This window comes from Mesorhizobium sp. 2RAF21, assembly GCF_052115345.1.
GTDB lineage: Bacteria > Pseudomonadota > Alphaproteobacteria > Rhizobiales > Rhizobiaceae > Mesorhizobium > Mesorhizobium terrae.
In genome coordinates this window covers 358,035-372,495 of the sequence record NZ_JBFRGM010000002.1, presented here as the reverse complement: position 1 = coordinate 372,495, position 14,461 = coordinate 358,035, and the positions used below count along the sequence as shown (strand labels likewise).

The window sequence follows — 14,461 nt, the reverse complement described above, 5'->3', positions numbered from 1 at the left end:
GAGGCGTAGTCAATTCGGGCGTTCGTGGGAATTTCTCGCGCCAGATGAACGAAGCAAAATCGGCCTCTTGGCAAACCGAGTTGGTGACCGAGCAGAGCTCGGCGCTATTTCGTGGCGTAATTCCGGGTGTCTGCGCCGCGGGATTGGCGGCGTTAGCCGCGGCAGCCTTGGTCCTGAAAGCACAAAAATGACGGATGAGGCTGTTACCGCCGGCCAAAGAGGGGAATAGACGTTACAGTAGGCTAATGCCGCCGCCAAACGTTCAAGGCCTTTGCACGTGCCTGGCAACGCTCGCGGCGTTGGCTCCGTGCCACGACGTGCGCCAACCATAAAATCTAGCCGACTAATGGACCCAATTGAGAATGAAGAGGATCGTTCAAACTTCGTGAGGCAGACGAAGGGGCTCAGTTTATCAGCCCGGCGATGTCCACGGAGGTTGTTGGTACACCTCCGCGTCGGCTGATCGACAGCCAAGTGTTCGGGTCCTGCTGCGACTGGCGTTTCAGAAAATAGTAACCGGTCGCGTTCCAGGGCCTGATCGCATTGACCAGATTGTCGAGGATGAGGTCGCCCTTGTCGGTCTTGACCGTCAGGATCGTGTGGCCCTCGTTGTTCAGGTCGCGCACGATCGTCATCAGCAGCGCCTGCCGGGGGAAACCTGCTTCCATGAGAAGCTTGCGCTTGTAGAGCGCATAGATCTTGCAGTCGCCCTTGCCGTCCACCGGATAATCCCAATGGTCCATCATCGTGCCCCAATGCTCGAAATTGCTGATGGGCACGATGTAGTTGTTGGCCTTGCGGTTTATCCGCTCAAGGGTGCGCAGGTTCTGCGCGGTCAGCTTGAGGGCCACGGCCGGCAGGGCTGGCACCTTGCATTCTTCCGGCCGGCGGCCGCAGAAATCGACCCAGCCATAGGGAATGCTGGTAGCCCCTCCGACAGGGGCAAAGCTGGCGTCAACGACTGGTCTGTTCGTTGGCGCCATCCTCAGGAGGGTCGCCGATGGCCTGAGCGAGGGGTACCGCGCCTCGGTGGCTGCCGTTCGTTCGAGAGAACCGGCATATGTCAGCGATACAAAGCCGACGAGAAACGAGGCGGCCAGAATAGCAAGCGAGCGCAACATCACCGGTACCGCCACATCAAGAGTTAATGCGAGCGATGCTGCCCAGCGTCACTTTGTTGCCGCGCCTTCACCGCACGGAGGACTGTGCCAGAAGCGCGTTTATTTGAGGGAAAATGGCCAAGTATTATCTTAGTAAAATTCGTGGTCAATAAGCATAAAATTTGAAATATCAAATTGTAAATCTAATTACCTGTCCGCTCTGTTCGAATAATCAGGCGGCGCTCTCAAGACGCATGGCACGTGCGGCGACATCGTGATCGGCGTGGTCTCTTCGGTCATTGCCGAGAAGCCGTGCCAGAGGCGTGACGCCCCCTTCTTGTACCTCGCTACGATAGGACGGGGCGGTCCGCTTGGTCTCGGATCTCGTGTGTTGCGGCCATCCGCGCCAGTGGCCCTTCTGATGGCGGAGGCGTTTGAGCGATTGGCTTGTTGCGTCGCTTCGAAGCGGGTTCGATAAATGGCCTTTTCGGGTATCTCGAATGTCATCAGGTCCCGGTTGTCAGATCGTGCCTGGAAATCATAGAGCGCGCCGATCGACTGGATCGTGCGCCGAAAGGCGGGGTGCACGCTGACGTCGCCGGCCGGTTGGCCGTTGATGTAGACCTGCCTGCCGTCTCTCAGCATCTCGATATGCTGTGCCCCGGTCTTGATCATCTTACCCTCCGCGATAGGTGGTGCTCAATAATCAGTAGTGAATGTCCAGTGGCCAAAGCGGCGCCGTGAACTCGGTTGGCTGCAGCGATGCGTAGCGCCCCTTGCTGAAAACCAACGGCTGCCGGTCGGCGAAGCGACGGAAATGCGTCACCCTGGCAATGAACAGGACATGGTCGCCAGCGGCGTGCCTGGCCCATGGCTCGCAGTCAAACAATGCCGCCGCGCCGGGCAGCACCGGGGCGCCCGAGCGGCCGTGCTCGAACCGCACGCCCTCCCATTTGTTGGAAAGCGGTCGCGCGAAACGGTTGGAGATGTCCTTCTGGTTTTCGGCAATAACATTGATCGCGTAGCTGGCCGCTATCTCCCATAGCGATAGGCTTGCCGAACGGCGATCGATGCTGAACAGGACGAGGGGCGGATCCAGAGACAGCGAGTTGAACGAACTCATCGTCATGCCGAGTTGCTCGCCGTCTGCCAGACAGGTGACGACGCAGACGCCGGTCGGAAACTGCCCCAGTGCCTGCCTGAAGGCACGCCCGTCGAAAGCCGCTTCCTGTTCGATGATCATGTCCGGCACCTTCCGCACCGATCTGTTAAGTCACCGAATCAACTCACCAAAGTCCGTTCCACGCCGCGCACTTGCCGCCTCGTTTCTATGGCCTGTGGCCGCGGGCCTGCGTACGGCTGTCGAACGCGGCGCCCCAGCCCACCGCCATCGGCAGCCGCAAGGCGACGAGGGTCTGCGCCAGATGTTCGGCAACGGCGGCGGCGGCTTGTTCGGGCTGCCCGCTGCGTATGCCCTCGACGATCGCGGCATGCTCGGCGAGCACGCTTTCGGCGCGTCCGCCAGACATCGAGATGGCATGCACGCCCATTCGCAACTGTCGGTCCCGCAAGCTCTCGTAGAAGTTGGCAAGTACCGGATTGCCTGCCGCGCGCACGATGGTGCGATGAAAATCTCGATCGCATCCGAAAAAGGCAACCGGGTCATGCTGCACTTCGAGTTGCTGGGCGATCAGCCTGTCGAGCTCTCCGGCCAGCAGCTCGCCAAAGCCTGCCGCCTGCCGCGCGCACCACTCTTCCACCAGGCCGCGAGCCTGCATGACCGCTTCAATCTCGGCCTCAGCAATCGGCGGCACGTAGGCGCCCTTCTTTGGCACGATCTGCACGAGGCCGTCGGCCTCAAGCCGCAAGAGTGCTTCGCGCACCGGGGTCCGCGACGTTCCCGTTTCGCGGCAGACCTCCGCCTCGGTAAGGAACGTGCCCTCGCGGCTGGGCAAGGTGAGCACATGCTGCTTTAGCCAACGGTAGACCACGTCCTGCGCAGCATCACCGCGTTGCCCGGCGGAAGAGCGTTCTGATTGACGCCGATCACTCATAGGCAAGATGTATACATGTTGTTGATCAGCGTTTCAAGTTGCAAGTTGGATGCTTCGACTGCGGACCAGGCTGAGAGCATTGCGTCGCGCCGCATGTGACCGTGTTCAACAAGTCGACCCCGGAAGGTTCCTCGCTTGCCACGCGAGGTGTTACGCGACATCGCTAAATCCAACAAAGAGCGACCGTCTCAGTGGTAGCGCAAGAAAGTAGAACCGCTGTTTGCGCACCTCAAGCTGGATCTGTTCCGACGACGAGGCCCCAACAGCCGCGCGACGAGTTCCACCTCGCTGCCACCGCCGTTCGGCCCAACGAGGACTTCATCAACTGCACGAGGTGGAGCTTGGACACTAATGGCAGCGACGGGATCAACTGGATTCTGCGACAGGGAACGCCTCGATGAGGCTTGCCGTTGAGGACGTTAGGATCACGCGTCTCAGCTTGAACCCCGCCGCGGTAAGCAGGCTGGCATATTCCTCTTCGGACCGCTCGCGTCCCCCGTTGGTCAGCACGAGTTGCTGCACGTCCAGCATCTTGCCCCACGACGGCGCATTTCCCGGGGCAAGAATATGCTCGATGATCAGAAGCCGGCCATTTTGCCCGATGGCTTTCCTGCAGTTTCGCAGGATGGCGATTGCGTCTTGATCGCCCCAGCCGTGCATGACGCGCCGCATTAGGTAAAGATCGCCCCGCGCAGGCACGCTCCGGAAGAAGTCGCCGCCGACAACAGAACACCTCGTCGCTAGGCCGGCGCGCTCGATCATCGTCTTCGCGCTTTCGGCGACGTGAGGCGTCTCGAAGAGCACGCCACGGGCATTCGGGGCGTGAGCCAGGATCGCGGTGAGCAGCGAACCCTGCCCGCCGCCGACATCGACGATCGTGTCCGGCCACCAATCGTAGGCATCGACGACTACCTTGTTCTCCTGCCGGGCACGATCGGTGATTGCGGCATCGAAGATCGCGGCGGCTTCAGGGTGCGTGCTTAAGTAGTCGTAGAGTCCTGCGCCAAAAACATAAGGGAAGGCCGCTTCACCGGTTTGCACCGCGTGGAGAAGCTCTCCCCATGGGCGCCAGAGCATCTCGTCGCCGAGCATGACCGCGAAGGCGCGCAGGGAGACGGGTGCCGTTGAGCGCAATCCATCGGCGAGCGGCGTGAGGCCGAAACGGCCCTCTGTATCCTCCGCGAAGACGCCCAGGCCTGCCAGCATCCGCAACAGCCTATGAAGAGCCTCGGGATGGGCCCCCGTGACCGTCGCGATCTCGGATGGGGTTTTCGGCCCGCCTTCCAGGACGTCCGCAATACCAAGCTTGGCCGCGACATGCACCGCTTGGCCGATCCAACCTCCGGCCGCCATATAAAGCAGCGTCATGGTCGCGGAGGTATTGCCGTCTTGTCGTGGTACCTTTCCACGCGACATGTCTTCCTCCGCTTGCGGTGCGAGGCTTTCGGGCGAGAATAGCCAGCGGCGACCACGATTAACAGTCCGCAGAGGGGACGAGCGCTGCCGTGCTCGGGCCAGACCTGGCGAATATGTCAGCGGGCAGCCGGCAAGCCAGTCCGCTTCCAGGCTCTTTGCCGCCGTTCCGCTTCTGGCTCCAGAACAGCGAGCAGTCCTGCGTCGGATGTCCGCCAGCGAGGCCTCTGCCGGACGGAACCTTCCCGGTAAGGAGCTAGAGGCAGCGTCAGACGACGACATTCGAAGTCAGAGTGCCGAAGGGAGCTTCCGCTGGCGGCATCGCTTTGATTTCACCTATCCACATCGTTCCGGCCACCCTAAGAGAATGGACTTGGTGAATCGCATCGGAGTGACCGGAGATGGGTGATAGCGTCCAGAAAACCATAACCACCTGGTACGTTGACCCCGACGCGGAAAACCGCATGTCGGACGGCCATGCGCCGATCTGGCGCCATCTCATCGACGTGATGGTCGAACGCGATCTGTCAGAAAAGAGCGTCCTCGATTTCGGCTGCAATCAGGGCGGTCTGCTGCGCCATCTCCATGCCATCAGGCCGTTCCGCAAGGCGCTTGGTGTCGACATCGCGGAACAGTCGATAGCCAGGGCCGAGGCCCTCAAAGGGAATCTTCCTATCCAGTACGCCGTCGGGGGAACGGTCGAGGGCTGGGTCGAGGAATTCGATCTCGCGATAAGCCACGAGGTTATCTACCTCGTCGAGGATATCGACACCCATGCCGCGGATATCTTCAAAGCCCTGAAGCCCGGCGGCGTCTACTACGCTGTCACCGGCTGCCACACCGACAATCCGCTCTGGCCGAAATGGCGCGAACTGGTGGCAAAGCGGACGAATACCGTCGTGCAGGATCGGTCGATTTCCGACTACGGCCGAACGTTCGCCAAGGCGGGTTTCGAGGTTTCCGGCCGGAAGCTGGAATATGATGGGTTCATCCCCTTCGTCGAGGATGGCTGGACGCCGGATTTCGCCGACGCCCTCGACTACTACACCCAGACAAAGATTATCTTTCGTCTCGTCAAACGCCTGGGCTGAGCGCTCGGGCAAGTTCGACGTCGAAATGCGGCGGCTTGTCGGGGCCGACCTCGACGAACTGCCCTTTCACCCTGAATGTCTTTTCGATCAGGCCGCTCTCGGCCAGCGCCCTTGGCTTGCCGTCGAAGCGTAGTTCTCCTTTCTCGAGCAGGGAGATGCGGTCGCTGACGGCAATCGCCTGGTTGATGTCGTGGATCGCCATGACGACCGTCACACCCTTCTCCCGGCTGAGGCGGTGAACAAGATCCAGGACCTCCACCTGATATCCGATATCCAGGAACGACGTCGGTTCGTCGAGCAGCAGAATGCCTGCCTCCTGCGCGAGGGCTGCGGATATCCAGGCGCGCTGCCTTTCGCCGCCGGAGAGCTCCTGGAGCGTTCGGTCCGCCAGACTGGTCAGGCCGGTGCTTTCCAGAGCCCATTCGATGGCCTCCTCATCACGACGCACGTAGGACCGGAAGAGCCCAACATGGGAAAAGCGGCCCTGCCGCACGAGTTGCGCGATCGTCATCTCGCCGGGAGCGGAAGGTTGCTGCGGCAAGAAGGCGAGCTTCCTGGCTATGGCACGACGCGACATCGACGCCACCGGCATACCCTTGATCGCCGCGTGTCCGTCGGCAGGCGTTATGAGGCCGGCAAGCGCTTGCAGGGCCGTGCTTTTGCCTGAACCGTTCGGGCCGATCAGCGCCCGGATTTCGCCTTTCTGCAAGGACAGCTCGAAACTGCTCAGCGCCTGGCGCTGGCCATACCGAACCGACAATTGCGAGCAGGTCAAAGGCATGCGCTTTTCTCACGGAGCTTTGCGGAGCAGGGCGAGCAGCACCGGCACGCCGACCAGTGCCGTGACGACGCCGATCGGCACTTCCTCGGCACCACCAAGCAGGCGGCCGACGAGGTCGCCCAGCGTGACGACAACGGCGCCAAGAGCGACCGTCATGGGAAGAACCAGCGGGAAATGCCGTCCGGCCAGGAACCGCGCCAGATGCGGCACGACCAGCCCCACGAAGACGATGGGCCCGACGACGCCGACGGCGCTTGCCGCAAGCGCGCATGACACTAGGAGCAGAACGGAAAACTGCCGGCGATATGCAAGGCCGAACGAGCGGGCGACAGGAGCATCGAATTGCAGCAGCACCAGCGGGCGATAGATCAAGGGCAGGACAGCCAGGCCTGCGACTGTGAAAGGCAGCAGGAAAAGCGCATGATCCCACGTGCGTGCATAGAGGCTGCCCGAGATCCATTCGAGGATGATCTCGATGCGCGCCGATCCCCAACCTGCTATCAATCCGATGGCGATGGCGTGAAGCACCGCGCCGATGGCGATGCCGCACAGCGTGATCCGTAGTGGGCTGAGTTCGAGCCGGAAGGCAAGCAGGTAGATGATGCCTCCGGCCACCATGCCGCCCACCATTCCGGCCAGCGGCAGCCAAGCTACGGGTAGTTCGGCCACAGTGTTCGAGCCCGGACTGAAGATATAGACGGTGAAAAGCAGGAACAGGGTCACCGTCAGCGTTGCACCCTGCGAAACCCCGATCAGCGAAGGGTCCGCGAGCGGGTTGCGCGTGATCGTCTGCAGGATCAGGCCGGCAACCGCCAGCTGGATTCCGGCAAGCATGCCCGTGAAGATGCGCGGCAGCCTGATTTCAAAGATGATGGAATGTGCCTCCGACGAACCGCTGCCCGTCAGCACCGAGATGACGTCCGCGGCGGGAATGTCTACTACGCCGAGCAACACCGCGGCCACCAGCGACAACAGAACCGATGCGACGGCGGCCGGTAGCAGCCAGAGATTTGATCTGGTCGGCAGCCTGGAGACGCCCGTCATGGGTGCTGCGCCTTGAAGTCGAGCCGGCCGCGCTGGATGAGGTAGATGAAGATCGGTCCGCCCAGCAGTGCCGTTATGATGCCGACGGGCAGTTCCTTTGGAATGACGACGGTGCGGCCGACCAGGTCGGCGCAGGTGACGACCAGCGCTCCGATGGCTGCCGCGAGCGCGATTTCCCAAGCCGTTCCTTTTGGGGCGAGCAGCCGGGTCATGTGCGGGGCCGCAAGGCCGACAAAGGCAACAGGACCTGCGATCGGGGCAACGCCGGCCACAGGCAGGATCGCGAGGATGAGCAGCACGGGTTTCCAAATGTTGAGCTGGAGCCCCATGCCCGCGGCGGCATGGTCGCTCAGCGCAAACATGGCGATCACCCTGTGCAGCGACAGAGCGCCTGCCACGCCAAGCGTCACCCATGGCACCATATGGAGGAGATGTGCCCAGGTCCGCCCTTGAAAGCCGCCCGACAACCAGAACAGAAGGGCTGTGGATTGCGGCCCAGCCAGCAGCAGGACGTAGATCGTGATGGCACCGAGGAACAGCGAAACGCTGATGCCGCCGAGTGCAAGATGCAGCGGGCGTCCGTTGCCGCCGCGCGCCACCCAGAAGGTTACCGCCGCGGCGGTAAGGCCGCCAACCAGGCCAACGAAGGGGTACCAGGCGGACGAAAACCAGGGCAGGAAAACAAAGCACGCCACGATCGGGGCGATGGCTCCCGCGGTTACGCCCGTGATTCCAGGATCGGCGAGCGGATTGCGGGTCAGCGCCTGTAGGAGATAGCCCGAGACGGCCAGACCCGCACCTGCAACCGCGGCGGCGAGGCTTCGGGGCAGCCTCAAGGTCCAAACGAGGATGGATTCGATCTTGCCATCGGGTGCCCAGAGTACGCGCACGACATCGTCGAACGACAACATCCTAGCGCCAGGCATCAGGCCGAGAAGGATGATCGACAGGGTCACGACGACGATGAAGCCGATGGCTATGGAGGATTTCCGTGCGTCCATCGTCGTTGGGTTCGGCGCGTTACTTCTGAGCCTCGGCCGGGATGATCCTGGCGGCTTCCGCCTTCACGTCGACCGCCGGGAACACATCTGGATAGAGATAGTGGGCAGCTTCGCGCAGCACGATCTCACGAGCGATCGGACCGTTCGTCTCCACCCATTGATCGCCGACGTAGAAGACCCGCTTGTTCTTGACCGCGGAGAGCTCCTGCCAGATCGGATTGTTCTCGTGTGGCCGGTCGGGACCGGAATCGTAGATGAAGAGGACTTGCGGGTCCTTTTCGAGCATGGTCTCGAGGCTCAGATCGATGCCGAACTCGCGGCCGGGCGTCATCTTCCCGGCAATGTTGTCGCCGCCGATCGCTGCGACGATGGATGCAGCGGTATTTTCGGTGTGGAAGGCGAAGGGTGTCTGGCCGCCCCACATGATCGCGAAGCGCGGATGCGTGTCCTTCGGCGCTTTGGCGGTGAAGTCCGCCAGGTGAGCGCGAAATTCCTTGTTCAACTGAATGCCGCGCTCAGGATTGCCGAGGATTTTCGACAGTTCGGCGATCTCGCGGTCGCTGCCGTCCAAGAGCTCCATATTATAGGCAACGTACGGCGCGATCTTTCCGAGCTGGGGTGCATTGCCGACGGTGTAGCGGCGGATGGCAACGATCAGATCGGGCTTTGCCTCCGAGAGGAGTTCGAGGTTCGGTTTGGCGCGTTGGCCGATCTGCTTCATGTCCTTGGTCAGGCCGAGCAGGAAATCGGGCTCACGTCCGGCCGTCATATAGGTGCTCGCCACAGGCTTGATGCCGAGAGCGAGCGCTACGTCATCCGCGAAATAGGAAATGGAGGCGATGCGCTTCGGCTGAGCCGGAACCTGCACAGTGACTCCGCGATCGTCGGTTACGGTCAGGGTCTTGGCGTCCTGCGCACCGGCGGGGCCAGCCAGTACCACGGCCAGCAGGCCGAAAAGAGGTGCCATCCTTGGTGCGTTCGCCATCGCAATGCCCTCCGCATGAATACTGGCATCGCTTTAGTCATTAAAGAGGAGTATCGCAATCCACTTTTGGTGTCTTCGTCGTTAAATCGAGGACGCGCGTCCGCTGGGGCGCGCTGCAAACTCACTTTCCACCGAACTGGCATCCTCCATCTCCAATCTGGCGAGTCTGATTTGCGATCACGTTCGGTGAAGTAAAGGCGTCTCAAGGGAAAGGGGGCTATAGCGTAGAGCAGCGTACACAAAGGCGCGTCTGCTTTGCGCCCTCATTCCAGCCATTCGGAGCAGCTTGGCAAATTCCCAAAAGCGGCCATGGCCTTAACGCCACGCGTAAAGAACCGCGAGCGCTCCGAAAACGACCGGAAGATTTACCTCTTAGTATCGTGGGGTGCCAGTGGCGGCAGGTTGGGCTGTTAAACCGCCCGCAGAGCGCCTTCTGCGCTCCAAGATCTTTGTCCTCTTTTGCACTGCGAACAGTCGACGGAAAAATGGTAGCGCTTCATGCGCCGGATAAGTCCGCCGGCCCCAGATAGGTGATGTCGATCCTTCCTACGTCCTGAGCCACCTGGGCGCGCAACAGCCCAATCCTTCCCGGGTTGAGCGCGGCTTGCACAGTGCCTAGCAGTGCGCCGTCCGCAGCGAGCACTCGCGGCTGACCACCCCAATGATGAACCTGCACCAATGTGCCCGAAGGCGGCGGCGCAACGAGCCATGTGACGTTTGCCCAGTATCGACGATCTGCCCAGGTACGATTCTCGGGAGGCGTGAAGCTCTGCACGAAATCCGTCCACATGGCTTTGGTCTCCGCGGTCGGCCAATCCGGCTGCGCGCTCCGCGCCGTTACGGCTTCCGAATTGAGCCACAGTCGAAGCTCCTGCCCAGTCTGGAAAGCAGCGCCTGTGTCGGTGACAGCCTTGATTGCGGCGAGCCTGGAATTGAAGCCAGCTTGAATGAGGATCGACGCGGAACGGTTTAGCGTGCCGGTTTCGACGGCCGGAACGGCGAGACCAAGCTCATGGTCCTCGAGGGGAAGATCGAAAACACCGACTGTGTCGGCATTTGCGGATGCGCGGACGCGGATCGCCTCCATGGCCCAGGGAAGGCGATAAACCAGACCTCCCTCGATGAACTGCAGCGTCTCCGATTCTTGACCGGCAGCGATGCCGGCAAGCGGTTGACCAAGGAGCCATGCGCGCAAGATGTCTCGCCAATTTGCGGGCATGGGGTCCGGCGTGAAAGGGTAGAAGGTGAAGACCCGCTCAGCCAGCGCCGTGATTGCGACGATCGCAGGCTCGGCGTTACCCTCAGAAATAGCCCCGTTTGCCTGAATCAGGAGAAGGTTTGCCTCTGCGGCGATCGCGTCGAGCGCATGTCCAGTCGTGAGCCCGACTCCAGCCAGAAAATACCCCCGCCGACGCGCTGCCGTTGACTGGCCCCAGATAAGCCGGCTGCGGGATACAAGTCCCGCCGTGAGGGCCTGTCTCACCTGCTCGTTCTGACGGAGTAGGCGCCGTTGCCAGAGGGAAGACTGAAGGATGTCGTCCAGCGCGGCCTCAATCCCCTCGTCAGGGATGTCATTTTCGCCGATTAAGCTGAGGATAGCAGTGTCGAGCGTTGCCACATGCCTCTCCCAATCGGCAAGAGCGCGCTCGCGATCTTCAGGCTCCTCGTTCGCAACCTCAGGGAAAGTCCAGGCCGCGGCGTTGTTGACGACGTAGTCGATGAGTTGATTGAGATCGCCTCCGATCCGAGCGTGCATGCGGGACAAAAGCGTCCAAACCAGAAGCGCCAGCCCGCTTTCCATGTTCCGTGCGCCGAGATCATTGATGAGCTCTTCCCAGTTGCGCCGCTTCTTCGCGATGTCGTCAAACATCGGAAAAAGCACAATACCTTCGACATCGACATAGGCACGGCCCGCCCGGCCGATGACATTCTTGAATTCAGAGATTTCAATCTTCTGGCCATTGCGATGGAGGGAGTGCATCACGACGGCCGTGGCCGAGAGGTTCAGACCCTGCGCCAGGGTCGGCGAGGAGATCGTTACCTTGAGCACATTATCGCGTAGCAGACGTTCCACCTCCTTGCGGTACGCGGTCGGCAACGCGCCGTGATGCAGTGCAACGCCAAGGCGAAGGCATTTGAGGATCGCGCTGTTCGGCCCTAACCATTCCTCGCCCAGTGCGATTGCGGTGTTGAGAACGGCAGGATCGGCTTCGAGCAGCGAGCGCAACGCCCCGCGTTCATGAAGATCAACGATCACGTCGGCGAACGGCTCAACGCTTCGCCGCTCGGGACAAAAGATCAAGACCGTCTGCCCGTCCTCGTTCAGCCGCCACGCCGTCGCCAGGCAGAGTTCGCGTTGGTTGTCGGGAAAGAGGCGTGTTCGGCGACGCTTCGGCGGAATCCAGTTCGGCGGCGCTTCGCCAGTGAGGAAGCGCTGTACCCAGGGGCGTTCGTCGCCAACGCGAAGGTTTAACCGCGCAGTGGGCGATGTCCACACAACCTCCCCAAACCGCAACCGTGTCGGACGCCAGTCATTCTTGATCAATCCGCCGGGATGATCGCGGCGCAGCCATGCCGCGAAATCGTCGAGCTGATCACCGTCAGGTAGGATCGCCGAGAGGCATACAATCCGCCGCTCGTGCGCATCGGGGCGGCGAAGCAGCCGTTGGATCTGTACTTCGTAGCGCACCTCGCGCTCATTCAGGCCGATCATGTGGCCTTCGTCGAAAACGAGCAGCCCGACGTCGTCGAGAAGGGACGGATCGTTGCGCAGAGCGAAGTCGAGTTTCTCCGGCGTCGCCACCACTATGTCTCGCTCTCGGATTGCGTCTTCGTCGAAGCCACTGACACCAATGCTGCCGTACAGCGCCGAGATCGTCTTCCCGAGCGGGCCGAAGGTCCGCTGCAGCGTGGTTTCCGTCTGGGCGGAGAGGGCGCGGAGCGGCGTGACGAACACGACGCGCCGGCCGCCGGCCAGGCAGCGCAGGATGCACAATTCCGCAACGCGGGTCTTGCCTGCGCTTGTCGGCAGCGAGACCACTAGATCGTCGGATTGATCGACGGCGCGGGCTGCGGCCTCGACCTGCGACGGCCAAAGATCGACCTCCGCTTTTGGACGCCTTTGCAACAGCGCAATGAACAGTTCGCGAAGCCGGGGCCAATCGGCCGCCTCGCCGCCGGCGGACTGGAGTGGGACCTTCTCATGGAAGGTGCTCGACCAAAGATCCGAAAGAAGGTGGATCGCAATGCGATGTGCCCACCATTGCGGCAGCAAATTCAGCTCGCTGCAGATGGAGAGACTCACTTGAAGTCGCTCCAATGCCTGATCGACAAGGCCCCGCTCACCCCGTTCTAGGGCCAGAACGAACAGGGACATCGACGCCAGAAAGGCATCGGTAAGCGCCGTGTCCAGCCCGGCAAAGACGAAGTCATTGCCTTCGTCATTTGGATCGGCCGCTGCTTCGATCTCATCGAGGTTGGCCTGGATTGCTGCAGCGATCCGGGCATCGCTTCCTTGGCCGGAAACCCGGTAGTCGAGGATGCTGGCATTGAGAGCCGCGAAATTCCGCCGCATTAACTGTGCGAGCACCCGCTCGATCGGCGAGAAGTTTTCATCAGCTTCGACAATCGCAAGCAGCGAGTAGGCGCGAGCGGAGAGGTGAGCCAGGTGATAACTCGCTGCTGCCATTACGAAGTGGAAGTCGCGATCGACTTCATCACGGTTGCCCTTGGCGATGACCGCTTCCAGTGCCGTGGCGGCCTGCTCGAAAGCGGTTCGCGCCTGGGCGGCGTCACCTCCGAGTTCACGGAGGCGAAGCCCGAGCCCAAGGAGCGCGTAGCCATAAGAATGGAGGTCGTGGCTGAGCTGGGGTGCGAAGGGAGGCGCGTCCGGTGGCAAGACACCATCGCGCCAAATGATCGCCCGCGCTTGTCCGCGCGCGATGAGGCGCCCACGGAAGCCTGCGGACGCGGCTAAATTGATGTCTGCGACAATAGCATCAGGCGTGGTTGGCATTGGCGATCACCTGATCGTACACGGCACCGATGAATGCGGCATGGCCGTCGACGCGAAGGCCGACTCCCCATTGGTTGACGGCGCCCGGATAAGCTTGAAGTGAGGCCGTGAGCATCGCTTCCGGAGAATTCCCGGAGAACGTGAAAAGCAGGTGCCTCACGCTCGCCGTCGGGATTCCGTGTTTGAGCAACGCATCGTCAATTGCGTCTGCCAACGGGAGATTGCCGAGTTCAAGCAAGCGCGCGGAGATGTATGACAGCGCGTGCCCAGAAGGTAGTCCGCCATCCTTCTCCAAATTGGCTCGAGCTTCAGCCACGACCTGGGCGGTGAGGGTTGCCCGGCTCTTGGCCTCGGTTTTCAGGAAGCGCAATAGCTGTGTTTGCGGATCTTGCAGGATGCCAATCACATCTTCGCCACGCATCGCCATGTTGCGATGATCCTTCCAGCGCAGCCGCTTGATAGGTGCGTGATAGCCGCCGCTATGGGCATCGATCCATTCGGTGGCATAAATCTCGCCAAGATCGCCCGAACGTATGGCTTTCGTCGTTGGGAGTTTGCCCTCGATCAACGAGGCCGCTGCAGGCTTCCCAAGTCGTCGAAGCGCACGCGCCACATGCTCTTCGGAAGCGTAGTGGCTTGGGACAACCGCCGCTGTTGCCTGAATGCCGGTTACAAGCTGGGGCACCTGCCCGGTCATCACTCGTCGAAAATGATTGCCGACCTGTCCGTCGGCTGAAGCGCACCAATCGTTGAATTGCACCATCTGCATCCCCCTCTCGGAGATATTTTCGGAAGAGGCTGTGGAGGTCAACAAAAGGCGGATCCGGATCGGTATTCCTTCGGCTATGAAATCGACTTGCCCCTCGCCGGACAGGTTCGCAATGACACGGCCGCGCTTCATTCCGATGTTGCTGGATTTCGGCGCTTCAGCCATTCTTGCCAACCTCTTGAAGTAGCGGCCTCATTAATTCTAAACT

12 protein-coding genes are annotated in these 14,461 nt (G+C 61.3%); 1 reads left to right on the top strand and 11 read right to left on the bottom strand.

Annotated elements, in window-relative coordinates:
• Positions 1–404: 404 nt before the first annotated feature.
• The 5 genes from AB4136_RS04535 to AB4136_RS04515 form a co-directional block, all read right to left on the bottom strand.
• The gene (locus tag AB4136_RS04535; RefSeq protein ID WP_137901763.1) at positions 405–983 is read right to left on the bottom strand and encodes a transglutaminase-like cysteine peptidase; all 579 of its coding nucleotides are present in this window, start codon (positions 981–983) and stop codon (positions 405–407) included.
• Positions 984–1,307: 324 nt separating this feature from the next.
• On the bottom strand, positions 1,308–1,775 hold the full coding sequence (locus AB4136_RS04530) for a 4-hydroxyphenylacetate 3-hydroxylase N-terminal domain-containing protein (RefSeq protein WP_065997572.1): 468 nt from the start codon (positions 1,773–1,775) through the stop codon (positions 1,308–1,310).
• Positions 1,776–1,806: 31 nt separating this feature from the next.
• Entirely contained in the window at positions 1,807–2,343 is a 537-nt protein-coding gene (locus AB4136_RS04525; RefSeq protein ID WP_065997570.1) for a flavin reductase family protein, read from the bottom strand.
• 85 nt (positions 2,344–2,428) lie between these two features.
• Complete coding sequence (locus AB4136_RS04520) at positions 2,429–3,154, bottom strand: GntR family transcriptional regulator (protein ID WP_083237692.1); 726 nt, start codon at positions 3,152–3,154, stop codon at positions 2,429–2,431.
• A 366-nt stretch (positions 3,155–3,520) separates the two neighbouring features.
• Positions 3,521–4,570, bottom strand: coding sequence for a methyltransferase (locus AB4136_RS04515; RefSeq protein WP_167523844.1), 1,050 nt, complete (start codon positions 4,568–4,570; stop codon positions 3,521–3,523).
• Positions 4,571–4,968: 398 nt separating this feature from the next.
• Between AB4136_RS04515 and AB4136_RS04510 the strand changes: the two genes are divergently transcribed.
• Entirely contained in the window at positions 4,969–5,658 is a 690-nt protein-coding gene (locus AB4136_RS04510; protein WP_065997565.1) for a class I SAM-dependent methyltransferase, read from the top strand.
• Here AB4136_RS04510 and AB4136_RS04505 read toward each other — a convergent pair.
• The 6 genes from AB4136_RS04505 to AB4136_RS04480 form a co-directional block, all read right to left on the bottom strand.
• The gene (locus AB4136_RS04505) at positions 5,642–6,439 is read right to left on the bottom strand and encodes an ABC transporter ATP-binding protein (protein ID WP_065997563.1); all 798 of its coding nucleotides are present in this window, start codon (positions 6,437–6,439) and stop codon (positions 5,642–5,644) included. The genes AB4136_RS04510 and AB4136_RS04505 overlap by 17 nt on opposite strands.
• 9 nt (positions 6,440–6,448) lie before the next feature.
• Positions 6,449–7,483 (bottom strand): FecCD family ABC transporter permease, encoded by a 1,035-nt coding sequence (locus tag AB4136_RS04500; protein ID WP_065997561.1) that lies wholly within the window; start codon positions 7,481–7,483, stop codon positions 6,449–6,451.
• Positions 7,480–8,484: a FecCD family ABC transporter permease gene (locus AB4136_RS04495; protein WP_065997559.1), complete on the bottom strand. Its 1,005-nt coding sequence runs from the start codon at positions 8,482–8,484 to the stop codon at positions 7,480–7,482. Before AB4136_RS04495 ends, AB4136_RS04500 begins: the two co-directional genes overlap by 4 nt.
• Positions 8,485–8,503: 19 nt before the next feature.
• Positions 8,504–9,469, bottom strand: a complete 966-nt coding sequence (locus AB4136_RS04490; RefSeq protein ID WP_065997556.1) for an ABC transporter substrate-binding protein — start codon at positions 9,467–9,469, stop codon at positions 8,504–8,506.
• Positions 9,470–9,965: 496 nt separating this feature from the next.
• Positions 9,966–13,484 (bottom strand): DEAD/DEAH box helicase, encoded by a 3,519-nt coding sequence (locus AB4136_RS04485; protein ID WP_065997554.1) that lies wholly within the window; start codon positions 13,482–13,484, stop codon positions 9,966–9,968.
• Complete coding sequence (locus AB4136_RS04480) at positions 13,468–14,418, bottom strand: Hachiman antiphage defense system protein HamA (RefSeq protein ID WP_441930351.1); 951 nt, start codon at positions 14,416–14,418, stop codon at positions 13,468–13,470. Before AB4136_RS04480 ends, AB4136_RS04485 begins: the two co-directional genes overlap by 17 nt.
• Positions 14,419–14,461: the final 43 nt, after the last annotated feature.

Excerpts from the sequence above, each read along its gene's own strand:
- AB4136_RS04505 (WP_065997563.1), bottom strand. The coding sequence starts at position 6,439 with ATGCCTTTGACCTGCTCGCAATTGTCGGTTCGGTATGGCCAGCGCCAG.
- AB4136_RS04500 (WP_065997561.1), bottom strand. The coding sequence starts at position 7,483 with ATGACGGGCGTCTCCAGGCTGCCGACCAGATCAAATCTCTGGCTGCTA.
- AB4136_RS04530 (WP_065997572.1), bottom strand. The coding sequence starts at position 1,775 with ATGATCAAGACCGGGGCACAGCATATCGAGATGCTGAGAGACGGCAGG.
- AB4136_RS04495 (WP_065997559.1), bottom strand. The coding sequence starts at position 8,484 with ATGGACGCACGGAAATCCTCCATAGCCATCGGCTTCATCGTCGTCGTG.
- AB4136_RS04515 (WP_167523844.1), bottom strand. The coding sequence starts at position 4,570 with ATGTCGCGTGGAAAGGTACCACGACAAGACGGCAATACCTCCGCGACC.
- AB4136_RS04480 (WP_441930351.1), bottom strand. The coding sequence starts at position 14,418 with ATGGCTGAAGCGCCGAAATCCAGCAACATCGGAATGAAGCGCGGCCGT.
- AB4136_RS04510 (WP_065997565.1), top strand. The coding sequence starts at position 4,969 with ATGGGTGATAGCGTCCAGAAAACCATAACCACCTGGTACGTTGACCCC.
- AB4136_RS04525 (WP_065997570.1), bottom strand. The coding sequence starts at position 2,343 with ATGATCATCGAACAGGAAGCGGCTTTCGACGGGCGTGCCTTCAGGCAG.
- AB4136_RS04490 (WP_065997556.1), bottom strand. The coding sequence starts at position 9,469 with ATGGCGAACGCACCAAGGATGGCACCTCTTTTCGGCCTGCTGGCCGTG.
- AB4136_RS04535 (WP_137901763.1), bottom strand. The coding sequence starts at position 983 with ATGGCGCCAACGAACAGACCAGTCGTTGACGCCAGCTTTGCCCCTGTC.
- AB4136_RS04485 (WP_065997554.1), bottom strand. The coding sequence starts at position 13,484 with ATGCCAACCACGCCTGATGCTATTGTCGCAGACATCAATTTAGCCGCG.
- AB4136_RS04520 (WP_083237692.1), bottom strand. The coding sequence starts at position 3,154 with ATGAGTGATCGGCGTCAATCAGAACGCTCTTCCGCCGGGCAACGCGGT.